This is a genomic window from Nostoc sp. MS1 (genome assembly GCF_019976755.1).
Classification (GTDB): Bacteria; Cyanobacteriota; Cyanobacteriia; order Cyanobacteriales; family Nostocaceae; genus Trichormus.
Map to the genome: position 1 here is coordinate 107,602 of NZ_AP023441.1, position 20,256 is coordinate 127,857.

Annotated in this window: 17 protein-coding genes; 8 read left to right on the forward strand and 9 right to left on the reverse strand. The window is 40.4% G+C overall.

Annotated features, from left to right (window positions below):
* Positions 1 to 4: 4 nt before the first annotated feature.
* A complete protein-coding gene (locus NSMS1_RS00460; RefSeq protein WP_224089792.1) occupies positions 5 to 424 on the reverse strand; it encodes a DoxX family protein in 420 nt (139 codons plus the stop codon).
* 536 nt (positions 425 to 960) lie between these two features.
* On the opposite strand from NSMS1_RS00460, the gene NSMS1_RS00465 reads away from it, so the two are divergent.
* Positions 961 to 1,554, forward strand: coding sequence for a peptidoglycan-binding domain-containing protein (locus NSMS1_RS00465; RefSeq protein WP_224089794.1), 594 nt, complete (start codon positions 961 to 963; stop codon positions 1,552 to 1,554).
* Positions 1,555 to 1,624: 70 nt separating this feature from the next.
* On the opposite strand, the gene NSMS1_RS00470 is transcribed toward NSMS1_RS00465, so the two are convergent.
* The 4 genes from NSMS1_RS00470 to NSMS1_RS00485 all read right to left on the reverse strand — a co-directional run bounded on the left by NSMS1_RS00470 (position 1,625) and on the right by NSMS1_RS00485 (position 6,644).
* Positions 1,625 to 4,045: a sucrose synthase gene (locus NSMS1_RS00470; RefSeq protein ID WP_224089796.1), complete on the reverse strand. Its 2,421-nt coding sequence runs from the start codon at positions 4,043 to 4,045 to the stop codon at positions 1,625 to 1,627.
* Positions 4,046 to 4,334: 289 nt separating this feature from the next.
* Complete coding sequence (locus NSMS1_RS00475; protein ID WP_224089806.1) at positions 4,335 to 5,300, reverse strand: LysR family transcriptional regulator; 966 nt, start codon at positions 5,298 to 5,300, stop codon at positions 4,335 to 4,337.
* A 282-nt stretch (positions 5,301 to 5,582) separates the two neighbouring features.
* Positions 5,583 to 6,260 (reverse strand): DUF305 domain-containing protein, encoded by a 678-nt coding sequence (locus tag NSMS1_RS00480; protein WP_224089808.1) that lies wholly within the window; start codon positions 6,258 to 6,260, stop codon positions 5,583 to 5,585.
* Between the two features lie 228 nt (positions 6,261 to 6,488).
* The gene (locus NSMS1_RS00485) at positions 6,489 to 6,644 is read right to left on the reverse strand and encodes a hypothetical protein (RefSeq protein WP_224089810.1); all 156 of its coding nucleotides are present in this window, start codon (positions 6,642 to 6,644) and stop codon (positions 6,489 to 6,491) included.
* Positions 6,645 to 6,757: 113 nt separating this feature from the next.
* Between NSMS1_RS00485 and NSMS1_RS00490 the strand changes: the two genes are divergently transcribed.
* From NSMS1_RS00490 to dprA, 5 genes are all read left to right on the forward strand, one after another.
* Positions 6,758 to 7,558, forward strand: a complete 801-nt coding sequence (locus NSMS1_RS00490; protein WP_224089812.1) for an S-adenosyl-l-methionine hydroxide adenosyltransferase family protein — start codon at positions 6,758 to 6,760, stop codon at positions 7,556 to 7,558.
* A gap of 68 nt (positions 7,559 to 7,626) precedes the next feature.
* The gene (locus NSMS1_RS00495) at positions 7,627 to 8,280 is read left to right on the forward strand and encodes a DUF2301 domain-containing membrane protein (protein ID WP_224089814.1); all 654 of its coding nucleotides are present in this window, start codon (positions 7,627 to 7,629) and stop codon (positions 8,278 to 8,280) included.
* 51 nt (positions 8,281 to 8,331) lie between these two features.
* Complete coding sequence (locus NSMS1_RS00500) at positions 8,332 to 9,390, forward strand: trypsin-like peptidase domain-containing protein (RefSeq protein WP_224089823.1); 1,059 nt, start codon at positions 8,332 to 8,334, stop codon at positions 9,388 to 9,390.
* Positions 9,391 to 9,431: 41 nt separating this feature from the next.
* Positions 9,432 to 13,877 carry a tetratricopeptide repeat protein gene (locus tag NSMS1_RS00505; protein ID WP_224089832.1) on the forward strand — a complete coding sequence of 1,482 codons (4,446 nt, stop codon included), beginning with the start codon at positions 9,432 to 9,434 and terminating at the stop codon, positions 13,875 to 13,877.
* Positions 13,850 to 14,968, forward strand: coding sequence for a DNA-processing protein DprA (gene dprA, locus NSMS1_RS00510; protein WP_224089834.1), 1,119 nt, complete (start codon positions 13,850 to 13,852; stop codon positions 14,966 to 14,968). Before NSMS1_RS00505 ends, dprA begins: the two co-directional genes overlap by 28 nt.
* Here the strand turns inward: dprA and NSMS1_RS00515 are convergent.
* From NSMS1_RS00515 to NSMS1_RS00525, 3 genes are all read right to left on the reverse strand, one after another.
* A complete protein-coding gene (locus NSMS1_RS00515; RefSeq protein ID WP_224089837.1) occupies positions 14,965 to 15,603 on the reverse strand; it encodes a PAP/fibrillin family protein in 639 nt (212 codons plus the stop codon). The two genes, dprA and NSMS1_RS00515, sit on opposite strands and share 4 nt — an antisense overlap.
* 120 nt (positions 15,604 to 15,723) lie before the next feature.
* Entirely contained in the window at positions 15,724 to 16,440 is a 717-nt protein-coding gene (locus NSMS1_RS00520) for a biotin/lipoate A/B protein ligase family protein (protein WP_224089839.1), read from the reverse strand.
* 17 nt (positions 16,441 to 16,457) lie between these two features.
* On the reverse strand, positions 16,458 to 16,937 hold the full coding sequence (locus tag NSMS1_RS00525) for a YbjN domain-containing protein (protein ID WP_224089841.1): 480 nt from the start codon (positions 16,935 to 16,937) through the stop codon (positions 16,458 to 16,460).
* A 106-nt stretch (positions 16,938 to 17,043) separates the two neighbouring features.
* Between NSMS1_RS00525 and NSMS1_RS00530 the strand changes: the two genes are divergently transcribed.
* Positions 17,044 to 17,661, forward strand: a complete 618-nt coding sequence (locus NSMS1_RS00530) for a DUF99 family protein (RefSeq protein ID WP_224089850.1) — start codon at positions 17,044 to 17,046, stop codon at positions 17,659 to 17,661.
* Positions 17,662 to 17,705: 44 nt separating this feature from the next.
* On the opposite strand, the gene NSMS1_RS00535 is transcribed toward NSMS1_RS00530, so the two are convergent.
* Positions 17,706 to 18,626 carry an ATP adenylyltransferase family protein gene (locus NSMS1_RS00535; RefSeq protein ID WP_224089861.1) on the reverse strand — a complete coding sequence of 307 codons (921 nt, stop codon included), beginning with the start codon at positions 18,624 to 18,626 and terminating at the stop codon, positions 17,706 to 17,708.
* Positions 18,627 to 19,276: 650 nt separating this feature from the next.
* Between NSMS1_RS00535 and cysH the strand changes: the two genes are divergently transcribed.
* Positions 19,277 to 20,002, forward strand: coding sequence for a phosphoadenosine phosphosulfate reductase (gene cysH / locus NSMS1_RS00540; protein WP_224089863.1), 726 nt, complete (start codon positions 19,277 to 19,279; stop codon positions 20,000 to 20,002).
* The last annotated feature ends 254 nt before the right edge of the window (positions 20,003 to 20,256 follow it).

Genomic DNA, 20,256 nt, shown 5'->3' on the forward strand with positions numbered 1-20,256 from the left:
AAAATTACTGTCTATCGTCTACACCAAATTCTTCTGTTCTGCGAGTGTACCAGTATGCCCAGGCAATCAAAACAGCCTGAAATGGTAATCTTGCTATATAAAGCAATTGGTTCTGCGGAATGCTATCAATGGGGATATTATGCAGAGTCATATAGATATTGGCCGGGAAGACAGCAATAAATAAAGAAATTAATCCCCATGCTGCGGCAACACTCACGGCTGGAATCATTAAACCAATGCCACCTAAAATTTCCAATACACCACTCAGATAAACTGATGCGAATGGTGGGAATATTGGCGGTACAATTCGCGCATATTGCTCTGGTCGTAGAAAATGGGTAATGCCGACGATGATGAGACACACGGCTAAAATACCACGCAGCAATTCTTTACGATGATAGGCTTGGTCAATTACAGAAGACATAGACAGATAGAGAATGTACTGACCACATAGTAAAGATTGCCTTGCTGCCGTACTTCTACCCGAAGTTAGCTATTAGAGATTATTTGTAGTGGCGTGGCAAGCCTAAAATTTTGCATTCATTAACCACAGAGGCACAGAGATTTATTGAGCCAGTTTCAGCAACAGGAAAGTTTAATAGTAATTAAAATTGCTGAAATTAACATTATTTTTTCTAATGAAAGTAGTTATTAATACTTGACTTAAAACATAAGTAATCTACTAATACACAATCAAAAGAAATTGCCTATATAACTACTGCTAAAGGTGGAACAAATTTTTTCGTATCTAGAGTTTATTGTTCTTGAACACTTAAATAGAGGAACCGATAGAAAAATATTTAATCTATAAATAGAAACAGTGTGCAGAGAGAAGTATCAAAAAAATAATAATTTGTCATAGCTCAAAATTTAACAAATGAGATTTAGGTATGCCTAATTCCGGAATAATCTATTTTTTTACTGTGAAAGGAATTATGGGTCATAGTGACATCAATTACCATGAATGAAATTGTCTTGCTGATGACGGGCGTATTAGCAACAAAACAACCTTCTACGTCCATTGTACCCAAACAGCCTGCAATTCAGCTTGACAATGGCGTGAAAAACTCTACACAGGGTGACTCATATCAATTAGTAGCAAGTGCCAAAATCACGCCACCTGAATTTACGCAGCTTAGTGATATTTCCTCAAATATTAAAGCGAATTATCAACCGGGAAATTACAAATCCTTCTTAAAAAAGACACACAAAGTTGTAACAAAAGATATATATAGCCCAGATGAATTTAACAATTTTCAAGCTGTTAGGGTAAAATTTCCGCGTGAACCACGTCTTATAGCCCAACAGTTTGGAAACAGGGTGCTAATTGCTAGAAGGGCTACTCGCCGCAATTTACCAATACTAAGTTTTGGTAATTCTGGTATGGCTGTCCGGGCTTTGCAAAGGTTATTAATAGCTAAAGGCTATGCTATTCGTGTTGATGGAAATTTTGGGGCGCTGACAGAAACGGCTGTCAAAGCGTTTCAAGATCAGCGCAATCTCGTAGCAGATGGTGTAGTCGGCCCTAATACTTGGTTTTCGTTGACAAGATAATTATTAGTCATTAGTCATTAGTTAATTAGTTTTTACTGTTGACTATTGACTATTGACTGTTGACTATTGACTATCTATGTTTATGCTGCTCTAATAATTGTTGCGCTCTGGGTTTGTAAATTAAATAGAATAGAGATTCAAGGTAGCGCAATAAATCCTCGCGGTTTTCTTTGGAAATAAAATTCCAGAATCCGTAAATTCGGGCTAATGATAATAGCTTGGTGGTGTGAATTTTCCAAGTATATGTACTATATACTCGGTCGATCGCCTGTTTAGAAATGGTAGACCAGTAGTTGGGGTCTTGTTCGCACTTAGTGACGAAATCAACAATTTTCTGGGCTGTTTCTTCTAGATGGGTGGGGTTAATGTAAAAGCCATTAACCCTATCTTGAATAATCTCTAACGGCCCACCAAATTGAGTGGCGAAGGTTGGTAAGCCAGAAATCATTGACTCCAGAATTGTCAAACCAAAGGCTTCAAATAATGCAGGCTGAACAAAAAAACCTTGGCGGTCAGCAATGACACGGTAAATTTCGCCTGAATCATTTTTGGAGAGGCGGACACCAAGCCAGCGAATCTTACCATGTAAATTGTATTCTTCAATGATGTGGTAAAGTTTGACGATTTCGTCGCGTTCTTCGTTATCGCCTGACTCTTCTACGCGCAATTTACCCGCAACTAAAATTAAGTTGCAATGTTCTTGTAAGTCTTTACTTTGACCAAAACATTCTGCTAAACCGGTGAGATTTTTAATCCGGTCAAGACGCGCCATTGAGAACAGAGGGCGTTTGTTGGGGTCGTCGAGTTTACCGAAAATTTGGCTAGAATCTTCTAGAGTAAACAACATTTCTTCTAAACGAGCGCGATCGCTTTCTACTCTATCTTGAGTCCGGGTGTAAGGGAAGTAGGCATTTTCATTCACCCCAGGCGGAACAACGTTAAATTTAGGGCTAAATAATTCAACTCCGTTCACCACATGATACAGTTCTGGCATGGTGAAGCATTTGTAAGATTCATACTGCCCCACACTATCGGGTGTACCCACAATTTCTTGATAGGTGCTGCTAATGACGAAGTTAGCCGCATTCATGGCAATTAAATCTGCCGTGAATTGTAATGAGAAGTGATATTTTTCTTCCAAATCTTGCCAGTAGAGGTTACTAAACAAGTATTTGGATTTTTCCAAAGCGTGGGCGATGTTGCACTGGGTAACTTTCATCCGTCGCGCCAATAGGAACGCCACCAAGTTACCATCGGTGTAGTTACCGACAATGAGGTCTGGTTTACCTTGAAATTCTGCGAGGAGTTCCCTTTCTGAGTCGATGGCGAAGGTTTCGAGATAAGGCCAAAACTCAAATCGAGAAATCCAATTTTGCGTCATGTTGGGGTTAAACTCCCGCAGAGGTACACGCAAAATCCAAGCGTTTTCCGTACCGTAGACTTTCTCTAACCTTTGGTTACAAAGAGTTCCATCGCTGTTAGGAATCAAGCGGGTGAGGATAATTACCTTGGGTTTGACGTTTAACTCACCTAAACCAGCTAACTCCACATCTTCTTGGAGTTGCTTTTCCAAAGTTTTGGCTTGGTCGAGGACATATACAACCTGACCACCAGTATCGGGACGACCCAAAACACCCTCTTGTCCAAACCAGCCATGTGCTGATACGAGGACAATTCTGAAAATCATCGGGATACGGGAGATGAAAGCTTCCAGGGTTTGGGGGTCTGGGGAGTCAATCAACTCATCGAGAATGCTTAAGGTTTCGCGCACACGGGAAGCTGTATTACCCCAACCCGGTTCAAAACCCATCGTTTGCAATTGTACACGGAATTGTTCGTAGGGTTCATCATCGGGGCGATCGCTAACAAAGGTGATAGCTTTTTTTACTTGCTGCGATAACTGTTGCTGTGATTGAATTTGGTAGTTAATTAGTAGCTGGATACCGTTATAGTTGTGGAGACGCAAGAAGTCAAATAAACTTTCTAGCCATTGTTTAGCGTCTTGAAAAAGTTTACTAGATAAATAGCGGTTGAGATACTGCACACCCTTACCGATATTTTTGGGGTCGCGGATGGTTGGGGTGTAGTCGTAAAAGGGGCCGAAGTCCAGTTCTAGTATGTCGCCTTCATTGGGATGTGATTTTTGAACTAGGCGATCGCGCAGATCCAACAATTCCTGCACACTCATCGCTTCCGCAGCTAATTCGGAAGTAATACGATACACTTCTTGACTAGCAATTTTAGGACGAATGATGAAGCAAAAGTTGGAATCTTCTTGAATTATTTCTTGAGTATAGTAGATGAGTTTACCTAGATTAGACGATTTATAAAATGTTTCTGGTTTATTTGACTTAGAGCAGTATTCACTATACACATTCAGGATGTCATTCCGTAGCAGGTAATTTTTGTCTTGCTGACGCAATTCGCTAATAAAAGCACGCAAATCATTTTTCTCTTCACTATCTAAGACTGCTTGAATCAGTTCTGACATATTCACCCCTTAAATGAAGATGTGATTTATTTGCTTTCTAGGGCTGGTTTATCACCTAGAAAATAAACACGTACAAACGCAAAAAAACACAGATAATCTTTTCTACCTGTGTTTTGATCAGCCGTATCAATTCGTGTTCTTATTTACCTAGAATATCGACAACTAGGTATTATTAACTCTAACTAAAGATAGACAATTTTTTATACTATAGATATAGTTTAGCTCCTTCATACTTTATCTAGCGTATTTATACTAAGCTAGTAAACTTATAAGTTAGATGAATGCAATTTTAGCTGGCACTGAGTAGAAAGCTATCATTACTATTACTTACACTCCCTTGCTGTAAATAGTTTAAAAAAGTAATAGCTACCGGAGATAACCATTTATTTTTCAGATAAATTATTTGCCACTTCTGAAAAATAGGAAATCCCTCAACGTTTAAAATAGATATTTGATTTTGTTCTAGTTCAGGATGTAAGGTATGTATCGATAATACTGCTAGGCCTAAACCGCTAAGTACTGCTTGTTTAGTTGCGTTATTGCTATTCATCTCTAATTGAAACTGAATTTTTATTCCATGTTCAGCAAGTAAGGTATCTACAGCCATACGATTTTCCGAACCTTGTTCTTGGATAATCAATTTTTCTTTAGCCAACTGTTTTAAGGAAATATACGACTGATTAACAAGAAGATGATTTGATGGAGCAACTACCACCAAAGAATTACCCATGAATGGTTTGATTTCAAAATCTTCTTTTTTTGGCGGATAGGCAAGAATATAGAAGTCATCCACATTTTCCTGTATTCGATTCAATATTTCTTCATGATTAATAAAATCTAGTGCAATTTTGACATCAGGATGAAGTCGGCAAAATTGTTCCAAAAACTTAGGAATGACATACTGAATAGTTTTAACAGCAGAGGCTTTTAAGTGACCCTGTTCTACATGGTTCAAATCAATTAATTTGGTATGAAAATCTTTTAGAGAATGAAAAATTTCCTGGTAGATGATTAAAAGTTCTTCTCCTGTTGGCGTTATTTGAATATGGTTATCTACATATTCAAAAAGTGGTACACCAATTGTTTCAGTTAACTGTTTAATATGACGTGATACCGAAGGTTGAGAAGTATACAATTCTGCTGCTGCACGAGTGAAACTTTTGTTTCGTGCAGTTGCTTCAAAAATTCTCAGATGTTCTAAGCTCAAGGAGTTTAACAAGCTATCTCTGTGAATTAACCCTGAATAACTAACCATATAAATACTTTTAGAGACAAGCTAATAAAGAACAAAATTAACCTGAATTTAGTTGTGTCTGAATCTTAAGATAATAAATGTGAGGAATTTGTGAAGAATAAATTATATTCCTCCGTAACTTATAAACTTATTTGTAGAGTTAAGTTGAAATTCAAAAACAATAATATATATCTTTACTTTTATGTAATTAATGTTCTACAACTCCCCTAGTCCATCAATGTCAAGCTTTCATGATAAAGCGATCGCCTCAGTTAAAATAGAGCGATCGCTTTTTGTTACTGACTACTTCTTATACCAAGTTGTCCGCCACTGTTTCATCTCTTTAATTTCCCCTTCCTGCGCTTTAATAATGGCTTGAGCTAAGTTTTTAATTTCCTGATGTTGGGACTTCTGTAAAGCATCTTGTGCCATTACTACAGCACCTTCATGATGGGGAATCATGGCGTTAATAAAGCGTAAATCAAACTCAGCATCAGCGTTGCCTAAATCCTGGCTCATCATCATGCCTTGCTGTTGTTCAGACGACATCGCCATCATATGACCCATTGTGGCATCATAAGCCATTGGTTGATCCCCTGCCTTGGGATACCAAGCTGTGCGCCATTGTTTCATTTGTGAAATTTCCTGGTTTTGGGCTTTGATAATATTAGTCGCCAACTGCTTAATTTCCTTCCGTTTTGACTTCTGCTGTGCAACATTTGCCATATCCACCGCACCTTGATGGTGCATAATCATCGCATCAATAAAACGCAAATCATAGTTAGCATCTGCTGGGCCTAAATCCATTGCCATACTGTGATTGTGATGCTGCTGGGTACTAGCATCAATTGCAGTAGGTTTTGGAGTTTCATTTTGAGTTTGAGAATTTGTAGAACAAGCCGTCAACATCCCTCCTGTTAGAGATGTCAGCACTACAAAGCCAAGCGCCAAAAAGCTATTTTTTACATCGGGGCGTAACATTCAATATTTTCTCCACAGCGTTCTACTCTCTCCATTGTGGACTCTCCAGTTGGGTGGAGGGTCAAGTTTTTTGGGAGAGAGGGAGATGAGGGGGATGAGGAAGCAGGGGGAAATAACTATGGACTGTTGACTGTTGACTAATGACTAATGACTAATGACTAATGACCAACAAAAAAACCCGCCTTGGCGGGATAACACAACAACACTATGAACTATGAACACTGAAATTTAAGCAAATTGCCTTAATTCTGCTTCTAATTGACGAACTAGTCTTTCATCGCCTTTAGCTCTAGCTACTTCCAAGCGATGCTCGATATTTCTTTGAATATTTTGTCTGTGGACTTCTTGTGTAGCACTATTAGCCTTAAATCTACCTTGGCTCATAGAATTAACCTCTTGTCATTCTTCTCTATTATGTCTGTTATTCATAACATAGCATAAATTTAGTAGTTTATGCTACAGAAAATTTTAGTTCTATATACATATTTTTGCAAGTTATGTCAGAAAATTACAGAAAACAGACCTTTGTAACGTTATTGAGCGATTTTGGTGATCGCGACGTTTATGTGGCTGTAATGAAGGGAGTCATAGCCCAAATCAACCCCAACCTGAAGGTAGTTGACTTAACCCATCAGATCCCGCCACAGAATATTGCGGCTGCGAGGTTTTGTTTAATGAATGCTTACCTTTACTTCCCTGAAGAGACGGTACATATAGCCGTAGTAGATCCGGAGGTGGGTGGGAAAAGACGAGCGATCGCTGTACAATTTGCAGGTGGATTTCTAGTAGGGCCGGACAATGGCATATTTAGCGGTGTATTAGCTCAAAGTCCCGCCATTGCAGCCGTTGAACTCACTAATTCCCAATATTGGCGCACCCCTGAACTTAGTAAAACTTTTCATGGTAGAGACATTTTCGCCCCAGTCGGCGCTTATCTTGCCGATGGTGTATCATTGCAACAATTAGGAATTGAAATTGACCCAGCTAGTTTGATACAGATGAGCCTGGAAAACTGCACCCAAACAACAACAGGTTGGTCAGGCTGCATACAATATATAGATTACTTTGGGAATTTAGTCAGTAATATTCCCGGTGATTACACCAAAGGTAGAAAATGGGGTGTGCAAGTTGGTGGTTTGACGATTCCAGGATGTAATACCTACAGTGAAGTACAGACGGGAGAGGTATTAGCTTTAGTTGGGAGTCATGGCTGGGTAGAAATTGCCATCAATAACGGTAACGCACACTCAAAGCTACAAATAAATTTGCAAGACCCTCTAGAACTAATTAGTTATTAGACTAGATAACAGTTGACCGTTGACCGTTGACTGTTGACTATGGACTATTGACTATGGACTATTGACCAATGACTACATCACTACCTACATCAGACGTTTATCAAGGTCAGTTTGGAGAATTTACTATTGATCAGAGCGATCGCAATGGTGTGATAATCTACCGTGCTGGTTTAATGGTAGCTGCCCTAAGCTTTGCCATTGGCTGCGCGATAGTATTATTCACCAATAATCCTCTAGCCATCCAAGCACTGACCCCTTTATACACCTGCTTCAGCTTGGCGCTAGGTGTGAGTTTATTAACGATTCACATTTATCTTGCACCGTTACATAGACTATTACAAGCTTTTTGGTTAATTGGTAGCATTGCTGCATTTTACGTAGGACATTCTGACAGCCAACCTTTTGCTGTAACTGTCTACACTCAACCCCTAACTATATTAGGAATTGGTTTTACCTTCGCGGCTTTGACAGGGATTTATTTCAAAGAAGCATTTTGCTTTAATCGTTTAGAAACCAAAGCCCTAACCTTGATTGTTCCCGTATTATTACTAGGACACTTAGTAGGCATTTTGCCCACTCAATGGGAACAAGTCTTATTAGCAACGTGGGCAATATTATTCCTAGTCTTTGCCTTCCGTAAAGCCATACAAGCCATTCCCCCAGACATCGGCGATAAATCAGTATTCGCCTATCTCAAACAAAAACCCACAGTCAAGGTATAAAATGGGGGCTACCGCAATACTTGCTAAAAGAGACAAGTTGTCAAGCTCCCTATGATCAATTTAGATATTGATGATCGCAAACAACTAATTACCTTACTTAAGGATCTACCAGAGTTAGCAACAGAGCGATCGCGCCTACAAATGTTGGAATTGGCTGGTCTCAAGCAGTTGGCTCCCATGATAGATTTATCAGGAGCCTCCTTTGTTGCGGTCAGTGAAATTGTCAGGTATCTATCACAGTATGGACGTTTGACCTATGCACATGAAGCACTGGGGCTATTTCTCAACACTCTCAAAAGCTTTGTCGGGGTTCAACAGCAAGAGTTTCTCGACGGGTTATTGACAAAGTACGACATGATGACACCCATCGCCGCACTTCCTAATATTGGTCAGTGGAAAGGCGGGGAAACTACAGCAGACGTTCTGGAAAAGATTTTTGGCGAGAATACATTACGTCCCATTGCTTTTTTACAGCGAGGACTAGAAGTAGCGCGATCTGTTGCTTATATTGGAGTCAAGTCCAGTTACCAACGCTGGTCAGGGACAGGCTTTTTAGTAGCTAAAGATTTATTGCTGACGAACAATCACGTTTTGCCAAGTTCAGATTTATTAACAAATTCCATATTTCGCTTTAACTACGAAGACGATTTTCAAGGACAGTCTCAACCCAGTCAAGAATATCACGCCAAGCCTAGTGGACTGTTCCATACAAATGAGGAACTAGACTATACCCTGGTTGAACTTGATGGTGAACCTGGGCAAAAGTGGGGATGGTTGCCTTTATTAGCCCGAAATATCAAGTGCAGAGAGCGAATAAACATCATTCAGCATCCAGCCGGAAGACCCAAAGAAATTTCCTTGCAAAACAATTTTGTAGAATATGTTGGCGGTAATGTGGTGCAATATGTTACATCTACACTCAATGGTTCTTCTGGGTCGCCAGTATTAAACGATGGCTGGGAAGTGGTCGCCCTGCATCATGCAGGTGGTAATATCCCTGAACCCACAACTAAGAAACGTTATTTTAGAAACGAGGGTATACTAATAGAGAGGATTTTGGCGGATTTGCCATCAGAAATTAGAGAAATGGTGAATTTAGCATCCAAGTAGATAATCAAAGTCTCAACTCCAGTGACTAGGAAGCCTAGACAATGCCCCTGAAGTCTGAACTGTTAAAGTTTTTGTCACAAATGCCGAATACACAAACAGTTCAGCAGCGTAAAGCATTATTAGCTGCTGTAGGGTTTGATAGGTTAGGTCGGCAAATTACTTGGGAAGGAACCAATCTGGTATTTTTTAATGAATTGCTGGAACTGTTAATTTCTGAAGGACAAAGCAATTTAGAGGGGTTTTTAAGAAACTTGGCAGACCGTGATCTGGCTGTTGTCGGCTGGGAGGATAGCCAGAAGTTGGTTGAGTTTGCTGAAAATATTGGTGTTTTAACTTCACAAGACTGGGAAAGAGAGTTTTGGGGGCTTGCCAAGACAAAATCCTCATCACAAAAGCCTTTTTTTTTGCCACAGTCAGATACACCTAATTTTACAGGGCGAGAAGAACAACTCCAGCAACTAGAGGCACTATTGCTCAATACACAGGGTGCTAAAGTCTGTAGTATTGTCGGGGTATCTGGTGGTGGTGGTATTGGCAAGTCTGCTTTAGCTTGTCGCTTTGCAACGATTCATCAAGATAAATTTCCAGATGGCGTAATTGGGTTACGGGTAGATGGTAAGGATGTGGATACTATAGCCCGTGAGTTTGTCAGACGTTGTGGAGAACAACTGGATGCGGAGGATGAGCGAGATGCAGCAACTTTGATGCAGCAGGTATTTGCTCATCGTCGAATGTTGCTGATATTTGACAATGCTGAGGAAGCAAGCATTAAAAAATTGCGTCCGGGAGGAACTTGTTGTGCGGTAATTGTGACAACGCGAAGACGCAATTTAGCTTTCTCTCTAGATATGGGAGAGGAAGAAACTATTGACTTACCCCCTTTGCCCGAAGCTGATGCGCTGCAATTGTTAAAGAAGATTTTGGGATCTGAGCGAGTTGAAAATGCGGTGGCGGCTACAAAGCGACTAGTGAAATTAGTTGGTAATTTGCCTCTAGCGTTGCAGGTTCTGGGTGCAGCTTTACGAGGGCAACGTGAGCCTTTGGATGATTATACACAAGCCTTGGAAGAAGAGAAAGATGAACTGTTTGAAGAACTCAAAGTAGAAGGCGATCGCGATCTCAATGTAGAACGTTCATTGAATTTAAGCTTGAAGTCACTTTCAGAAGATGAAGTAGATTTTTTCGCTTGTTTAAGTGTATGTGCAGCAGAAGGCTTTACTAAGCAAACAGCAATGGCATCAACAGGGTGTGAGAGAAATCTGCTAGCCCAACGTTGTTTAAAAAAGCTTTATGATTTGTCGCTCTTGAATTATGTAGATACTGGAGAGAACCGTTATCTGCTGCATCCTTTAGTACGGGTGTATGCTGAAGCGTTAGCGAAAAAGCGGGGGTTGCTGGCTGTAGCACAAGAACGTCATGCTAAATTTTTTGTCGAGTGGCTACAGTCTGATGAATTGAATGATGAGACTACTATTGCTGAGGTTGCCGCAAATTTGGATGATGTAATTTTGGCTGCTGAGTGGTTGCAGGCTCATGAAGCTGATACCGCACAGAGAAAAAAGGAATCTTATCAATTTGCCTTAAAACTACAGCCGTTATTTGAACAGTATGGCTACTGGCAAAAGGCAATTACCCTCATGGCAAGATTTCAGTTCTGGGCAGAGCAACTTCATGATTGGAATACAGTAGTTAAATGCAAAATGCACGAGGCTCGCTACTGGTCTTTTGCAGGAGACTTTGAAAGAGCCGAAGAAATTTTAAAATCTTCACAGACATATTTAAAAAATATTGAGAATTTAAATACTCAAAAGAGACGTGAAGCGCAAGTTCTGAATGTATTGGGTGGTATCTTTCAGAAACAAGGTAAGGTAGAAGAAGCAATTCAGACTTTTAGAGCAGAAATTCTGATTGAAGAAGAAATTGGTGATAATCAATCTTTAGCCATTGTCTGCAATCGTTTAGGAAAATTATTGCAGTCCCAGGGCAAAATAGAACAAGCACAGCAGACTTTTGAACGAGGAATTGCGATCGCCCAAGCTCGCAATGACCGATTAACCATTGCCATTGGGCTGAACTGTTTAGGCGGACTGCTTCAGCAACAAGGCAAATTAGAACAGGCACAGCAGATTTTTGAAAGAGAAATTGAAATCGTCCAAACTCTCAATGACCAATCTCAACTTGCCATTACACTAAACCGTTTAGGAGGATTACTTCAGCAACAAGGCAAACTAGAACAGGCACAGCAAGCTTTTGAGCAAGTAATTGCGATCGCTCAAGCTCTCAATGACCAATCTCAACTTGCCATTGGCTGGAACTGTTTAGGCGGATTGCTTCAGCAACAAGGCAAACTAGAACAGGCACAGCAGGCTTTTGAGCAAGGAATTGCGATCGCCCAAGCTCTTAATGACCAATCTCAACTTGCCATTAGCTGGAACTGTTTAGGCGGATTGCTTCAGCAACAAGGCAAATTAGAACAGGCACAGCAGGCTTTTGAGCAAGTAGTTACCATCGCTCAAGCTCTCAATGACCAATCATCCCTTGCCATTGGCTGGAACTGTTTAGGCGGACTACTTCAGCAACAAGGCAAATTAGAACAGGCACAGCAGGCTTTTGAACAAGTAGTTACCATCGCGCAAGCTCTTAATGACCAATCTCAACTTGCCATTGGCTGGAACTGTTTAGGCGGACTGTTTCAGCAACAAGGCAAATTAGAACAGGCACAGCAGGCTTTTGAACAAGTAGTTACCATCGCGCAAGCTCTTAATGACCAATCTCAACTTGCCATTGGCTGGAACTGTTTAGGCGGACTGTTTCAGCAACAAAGCAAATTAGAACAGGCACAGCAGGCTTTTGAGCAAGTAATTGCGATCGTCCAAGCTCTCAATGACCAATCATCCCTTGCCATTGGCTGGAACCGTTTAGGCGGAGTGCTTCAGCAACAAGGCAAATTAGAACAAGCACAGCAGGCTTTTGAGCAAGTAATTGCGATCGCACAAGCTCTCAATGACCAATCTCAACTTGCCATTGGCTGGAACTGTTTAGGCGGATTGCTTCAACAACAAGGTAAATTAGAACAAGCACAGCAGGCTTTTGAACAAGGAATAGTGATCGCACAAGCTCTCAATGACCAATCTCAACTTGCCATTGGGTTGAGTCGTTTAGGAGGGTTACTTCAGCAACAAGGCAAATTAGACCAAGCGCTGATAATAGCTAAACGTTGTGTTGCTATTGAAACAGAATTGGGTGTTTCCAAAGGACTAGCAATGGCCTTAACACAAGTTAGTCAACTTCTGAAAGCAGCAGGACAGATTCCAGAAGCAATTACCACCCTCGAATTTCTTTCTCAGATTGAGGAAGAACTTGGAAATCAGCGAGGATTAGCCATGACACTTAGTTCATTGGCTAGTCTGCAAAGAGATAATGGAGATTTTGAGAATGCTTTTAATACATTGCTACGTATTCTTGCCATTGAGGAGAGTTTGAATAATAAAGAAAGTATACTATGGACATTAAATAATTTATTGTCTCTAGCTTTACAACAAAAGAAATTTGATCTAGCCCTTGAATATTACAATCATGCTGTTGAAATGACAAGAAATTATGATAATAAACAAGTTTCAGCTTCTTTTTTGAATGGAATGGGGATAGCACTTCACCAATATGGCAATCTTCTTATAGAACAACGAAAATCTGTGGATAAAGCTGTTGAACTCCAAGAAAAAAGCCAAGAAATTTTCACCCATCTCAATAGCCCTATTCAGGTTGCATGGGTTTTGCACAGTCTTGGTAGAGCTTGGAAATTAAAAGGTAAATTTAACACAGCAGAAATAGTTCTTAAACGTAGTCAGGAAATTTTTGAAGATAACAAAGATTTTCCGAGTTTAGCCAAGGTCTTAAATACCTTGGGTGGGGTTTTAGAAAAACAACAGAAGTGGAATGAAGCTGAAAAAATTCTCCGACAAAGTTACGACTTAGCTGTAAAGCTGAATGATAAACGAGGGCAAGCCATAATAACTAATAGTTTAGGTCAAGTTATGGCTCATCAAGAAGGGGAAGAAGCTTTTAAGCTTGCAAAAATGTACTTTAATAAAAGTATCGAGTTAGGAGAAGAACTTGATGATCAGCAACATCTTGCTAAAGTACATACAGCAATGGGACAAGCATTTTTAGCTCACAAAGTTTTTGATCGGGCTGTGGAGGAATTGTCTAAAGGTTTTGAAATTGATGAAAATTTGTCTAATGTTTATGGTTTAAGAATTGTCACGCCTATGCTAACTTCTGCTTTAACTAAGTTGAGAAAACGAGAAGAAGCATTGAAGTATTGCAATCGCGCATTGGTAATTGACCCAAATTCAGTAGATTTACTGCAATTACGTAACAAAATTTATAACTCCTCACCTGTCGATACCTTAGCCCCAAATTTGGGAATACTCAACCAAGTGGGTGTGAGGTTGAGAAAGTGGGAGAAGAAAGAGCGTATTGGTTAGCATGGGCGCAAATATCTGGAGTTGGGCCTGTTTTACTGCAACGACTACAGCAGCATTTTGGCACATTATCAGCAGCTTGGTATGCTACTAAATCTCAATTAGGGGAAGTAGAGGGCTTCGGTTTACAGACCTTAGAAAAGGTGGTAAAACAGCGATCGCAACTAAATCCAGAACAATTACTCATCCAGCACGAACAAGAAAACCCCCATTTTTGGACACCAGCAGATACAGACTATCCCCGTCTGTTATTGGAAACTCCCAGCCCACCGCCAATGTTATATTATCGGGGTGAAGTAGATTTACAAGAAAACCTCGGACATAAACCGCTAGTTGGCATTGTCGGTACACGCCAGCCGTCAGAATATGGTATCCGTTGGACGCGCCAAATTAGCACAGCCTTAGCCAAAAATGGCTTCACCATAGTTTCAGGTATGGCTGAGGGAATTGATACAGTCAGCCACGGTGCAGCGATGAAAGCCGGCGGACGGACAATTGCAGTTTTAGGTACGGGTGTAGATGTAGTCTATCCTCATAAAAACAAGGATTTGTACAAGCAAATTCTCACATCGGGAATAGTTGTTAGTGAATATCCTGCCAAGACCCCACCTGACCGGACACATTTTCCCCGGCGTAATAGAATAATTGCAGGGTTGAGTCGCGCTGTCTTGGTGATGGAAGCGCCTATCAAGTCTGGTGCATTAATTACGGCTACCTACGCCAACGATTTTGGCAGAGATGTTTACGCACTCCCTGGAAGATTAGATGACCACCCATCCCAAGGCTGTTTAAAATTAATTAGTCAAGGTGCTTCTTTAATTATCAGTGAAATAGACGAACTATTAAAAATGTTGGGAGCGATACCACAACTAGATACAGTAGATAAATCACCTACACCAGAACAGTTGAGTTTGCCCATTTTACCACCAGAACTACAACAAGTACTGGATGCGATCGCCACTGATGCCTTACCCTTCGATTTAATTATCCAACAAACAGGCATGAATGCAGGCTCAGTTTCCAGTGCCTTATTACAGTTGGAACTGATGGGTGTAATTTCTCAACTCCCCGGAATGCGATATCAAAAATGTTAAGCTTCACGGCGGAACACAAACAAATTTCCAGTTGCACCTCGTCCTAATCTCATGTCTTCATCTAAGTAGGAAGTTATCCATACAGCCTCATTGCGGAGAAATTCTAGCACTGGGATTTTCAACTCAGGTAAATTCCATTGTGATAACCCCAAGAGTTTTGTAGCTTGCACAGCAAATGAACTAAAACTTACCGTAGCAGTTTGCTCATCTGTAGTACATATCCATACTCCATCGGCTTGCACTTGCCACTCTCCTAGCAGTGGTAGGTCAAAAATGGTGTTGTTGGAAGCGAAAATTCGGTTGGTATCGCCTGCGTCTAACTTTTGCCACACCCGTTTGAGTTTAATTCCCCCGCCAAAGTTGGGCAATGATGCAAGAGGGCGTGTAACAACTGTACCCATAGAAGCGTACACTAATTGCCAGTCCCCAAATAGGGAAGGTAGATAGCTGGGATTAAGTGGTTGTTTGATGGGGTTAAGACTTTCCAAGCGCCGCAAAATTTCATCTATTGATTCTTGTGTTGATGGAAATAAAGCTTGTTCTAAACCTAATGCTTCTAATCTTTGCAGTAGTTCGGCTTTTAAAGAAATTCTTGTGGCATCGTCGTTAATCATCATTAAGCCTTTTACCAACATCACATTTTCTGCATTATCTCAGCAGTGCGATCGCTTTTATGCTCCAAGGTATCTAGTGGCGTAGCAAGCCTTAAATGCTGCGTTCAATTTTTGCCAAATCTATTTAACATTGCCACGCCACTACACTCTTGCCAAAATATCATTCCACTCAGATAAACACAAAGGTTTTACTTCTAACTGCATACCAAAACAATCACTAGCAGCAGCAGTCAAAGCCGTAATTATCTGTTCTACACTCAAGTTTAATTGCACAGGTGTAAAAGCTTCTGCCCCAAATACTTGGGCAAATAATTCTGCATCGGGTTGGAGACGCATAGAACCATGTTGCAAGATTACATCACCGCGCCGCAGTTGAGCGCTACCAATTAGTTTTGTTCCATCTACTAAAACTAAATCTGCACCTGTGGCTGTACCAAAGCAATTAGGATTATGGATGTAACCACGCCCGGCTGTACCATAGGTTAATTGTATGGCGATCGCTTTCCATCCTTGAATTAAAAATTCACAAATCTTTTGATAAGCTGCAACACGATTACTAGGCAAACCAGATGTTACCACAGCATAAGTTAAATCACCTTGATGTAATACTGCCCTACCACCTGTAGGACGACGCACTAAATCTAACTTTTGACCTCGCCAAGTTAAATTTTCCCAATGTTGGGGATATTGGCGTTGATGATAACCAAGAGAAATGGCAGGTGGCGACCAAGTGTAAAATCTCAAAGTAGGTGGATGTTTACCAGACTGGTGCTGTTCTAATAACCAACGGTCAATAGCCATCTGTACACTACCGGAAGCGTCCAATAAAGGAATTAGTCGCCACTGCTTGCTACCCATCAGGAGTTTATAATTACTTAAGCTGCACCAAATTCTGATTGTAAGGCTTCATCATTGTCATCGGCGACAGTAGCCACAATAGTAATCAGCCGTGAGACTTCCCCAGGAGATATTTCTGCCAAGGTGCGGATAGAAATAACCACTACTTGATTTTCAATAATGCCAAAACGGGCTTCAAAAGTACCAGAACAGTTCAACTCCAATAGATGACGCAATAACTTAGGTTCATCCTTAGCTGGTAAGTGGAGAACAGTTGACCACACTGTAATAGTATCTTCATCGGTTGTTCCAGTCAGTTGAACAAATACTTCGACAGTGCCATATTTGAACTTCCATAGATAACCACCCTCTGGAGTGTGGCTAACCATTGCACTATCATCTTGTTCTAGAGAGTCGATGACATTTTCAATGATTTCTACATGATTAATGCTAGTTTTTTCGGAAATTAGTTCTTCAATGCGTTCGTCGTTAGTTAGGTTTTCTTGGTAAGTTGCCATAGAAATTTCTCTCTAAATATATTTTCTGTTATCTACACATACTTTATACCTTGAGAAGAAAGCATAGTTTTAGCACCTAAAGAGTAAATTTAGATTAGATGAGTGTATGATTATTTTGCCTCTGCCGAAGGCAAACATCATGGAATTAGAAACTCTGCTGCGAAATCGTCGTAAAATCCGCGCTATAGGTTTTGATGATGCGCCATTTGTGCGGCATACGGCTCAACCTGTAGGAGTTGCAGGAGTTATTTGTGCCGGAACCCGGTTTGAGGGTATGGTTTGGGGGGAAATAGACGCTGACGGCTGGAATGCAACCGATACTCTCTGTCAATTACTCATAGGAGGTAAATTTCTCTCCCAAATTCATGTAGTTTTGTTAGATGGAATTTCTTTAGGTGGTTTTAATATAGTTGACTTACCCTTACTATCAGAACGACTAGAACGTCCTTGTATTGCCGTGATGCGAAAGCAACCCAGACTAACTGCTATCATCCACGCTATGCAAAGATTACCATACCCAGACAAACGCCTAGAAGTTTTGCGTCGTGCTGGCCCTGTTTATGAACATCCCCCATTTTATTTTCAAGTTTGCGGTGCTGATGCTGAAGTTACAGCCCAAGTTTTAGAACAACTTACAGACTGCGGCCACGTTCCCGAAGCCTTACGCCTAGCCCATTTGATAGCCTCTGCTGTAGTCAAAGGGGAGAGTGGGAGGCAGGCGTGAGGGAGATGAGGGAGATGAGGGAGGAGGGGAGAAAAAACAAACTGTCAACTGTCAACTGTCAACTGACTAATTCCAACTTCTTTAAGAATATTCATGGGGCCGTGTTGTTTGAGGAGTTGCATTTCTAATTCGTTCTTAACTAGCAAAGCGCCGGCGAACCCTAAAGAGTTGACGGAAATAGATTGGAAATGTTCTTGCGATCGCGGTATAATCAACATCCATTCTCTTGTGGCTAATAAGTTATAAGCACCGGGTTGTTGATTACCATCAACCTCTAAACCTACGGCACACATTAACTTATGATAAATCTCTAAGGTTGCTTGCGCCCCTACTAAGGGCGAATCTATCCAAGCTGGTTGTAATTTAGCGAAAGCATGGATAAATGGTAGCCCTGGTATAGTTGCGATCGCATCTGAAAATTTTGCTGATGTTAATAGTAGTGCAATGGGTATCTGCGGTTGTGATGCTGCAAAAGGTAATGGTACTAGTTGCAAGTGTTTATGTCTTTGACTAGCGCCTGCAAGCTTCCCACTATTGTAGAACACTAAACCATCCATCCCTGCCAAACAAGCCCACATAGCAGCAAAATCTTCTACTGTCAGCAAGCTTTCCTGTTCTTCAAAATGGCGGGTAATAATCAGTAAATGATAGTCAACAACATTAAATTTATTCAATATACATACATGAGTCTCAGAAATATCTGAGATAAATAAATCCTGTTCGTAAGGCAGAAAGGGATTAAAATCCTTGCCAGCCGCAGCTTGCTTGTTCTGCTTTTTTTTGGCTGCATTCTTGCGAGCCAGATTAGCTAATATCCTGACTAAAAAGTTAACTCCATCCTGTTCAACAAATTCAAATTCCGTCGGTATCGATAGCAGCGCACCACAATTTAACGCATATTCCGTTTGTTCTTTTACTTGATGCCACAATGTGTCAGGTTTGAGTAATATTTGCCCTTCAGTCATGGTTACGTTGCTACGCTACAAACACGTTAAATCATAACTCTTCACCACTCCCTATTCCCCACTCTCCATTTCATACTCTCCATTTTCATAAAACTTACACACAACTCAAAAACTCCACTCATAATTGAGTGAAGTTTTGTAAATTTTATTTGATTAAATTATTAATCCCTTAATCCTAAAATACGCTCATGATGGCGATGATGCTAGCACTGGTCAGCATGATGAAACCGCCCAAAAACATATACTCACGCACTGGTGTTTGGGATTTGGTAGTTTTCATGTCCGTAAAATCCTTTAATCTAGCTGTTATATTCAACAATATCAGTTTCAGTATTAATAGCTATTAAAAAGAGCCAAAACTTAAAATAGCGTAAATTTTCTTAGTAAAGACTATAGTGTTTGCTTAATAATTCATTTATAAAGATAGTTAGAATAACTAATCAATAAAATATTTATATCTTTAAGCATTAGTTAATAAATTTTGTATATAAAAAAGAGTCGAAGAAACTTATCTTGAGAAAATGTACCTTCAAAGTAGTGATTTCCGTACTATATAATTACCTAAATTCCCTTATATCCGAGCGATGTATGAGCCTTTGTGTTATAAAATGAAATGTACTCAAGGTAACAATATTTAACTGGAAATTCTCATGACAGCTTCCACGGTAACTATAAACCAAACAACCGAATTTGATTTAGAGCAATTAAATCAACAGTTTGAAACTGCTACTCCCAAAGAAATTCTTGCATGGTCTATAGAAAATATCCCTACAGGACTAGTACAAACTAGTGCCTTTAACGTGGATGACTTGGTAATTACCCATATCCTTTATAGTGAACTCCAGCATCCAGTACCAGTAATCTTCCTAGACACTCTTTACCACTTCCCCCAAACCTTAGAACTCGTTGCTAAAGCTAAAGAGATATACAACTTAGACCTACAAACTTACAAAACCCCAGATGTAGACAGCCGTGAAGCTTTTGTTGCTAAATACGGTGAAGGCCTATGGGATAAAGATATTGCTCAATTCCACCAAGTTACCAAAATTGAACCCTTACAACGCGGTTTAGACGAACTCAACACCATTGCATGGATTACAGGCCGCCGTCGTGACCAAGCCGTTACCCGTGCTAATATGCCTATATTTGAATTAGATGGCAAAGGTCGCTTAAAAGTAAATCCTCTAGCTAATTGGACACGTAAAGATAGCTGGGATTACGTAGCCGAACATGGTGTAATTTACAATCCCCTCCACGACCAAGGTTATCCCAGCATTGGCGACGAACCCATCACCACCAAAGTTGGTGAAGGCGAAGACGAACGCGCCGGACGGTGGCGCGGAAGCAATAAAACTGAGTGTGGTATTCATATTTAAGAAGAAGTAGAGACGTTGTAAACAACGTCTCTACTTGATTATTTTTCCAAAAAAGTATCTCTAAAGCAGCTAATTCTGCTTTTGTTTCTGCGTCAATCTGTGGCATGGGTTGCTGCATAATTGAATAAAGCGATCGCTTCTGCACTGTTGCACCCTGTAAACCCAACCCCTGCAAGAAACTTTAATTTTTGCTATCATCTGCGGACGATCAGCTTTAGAGTCTATTTATAAAGTAATGCTAAGTTGACCCATCA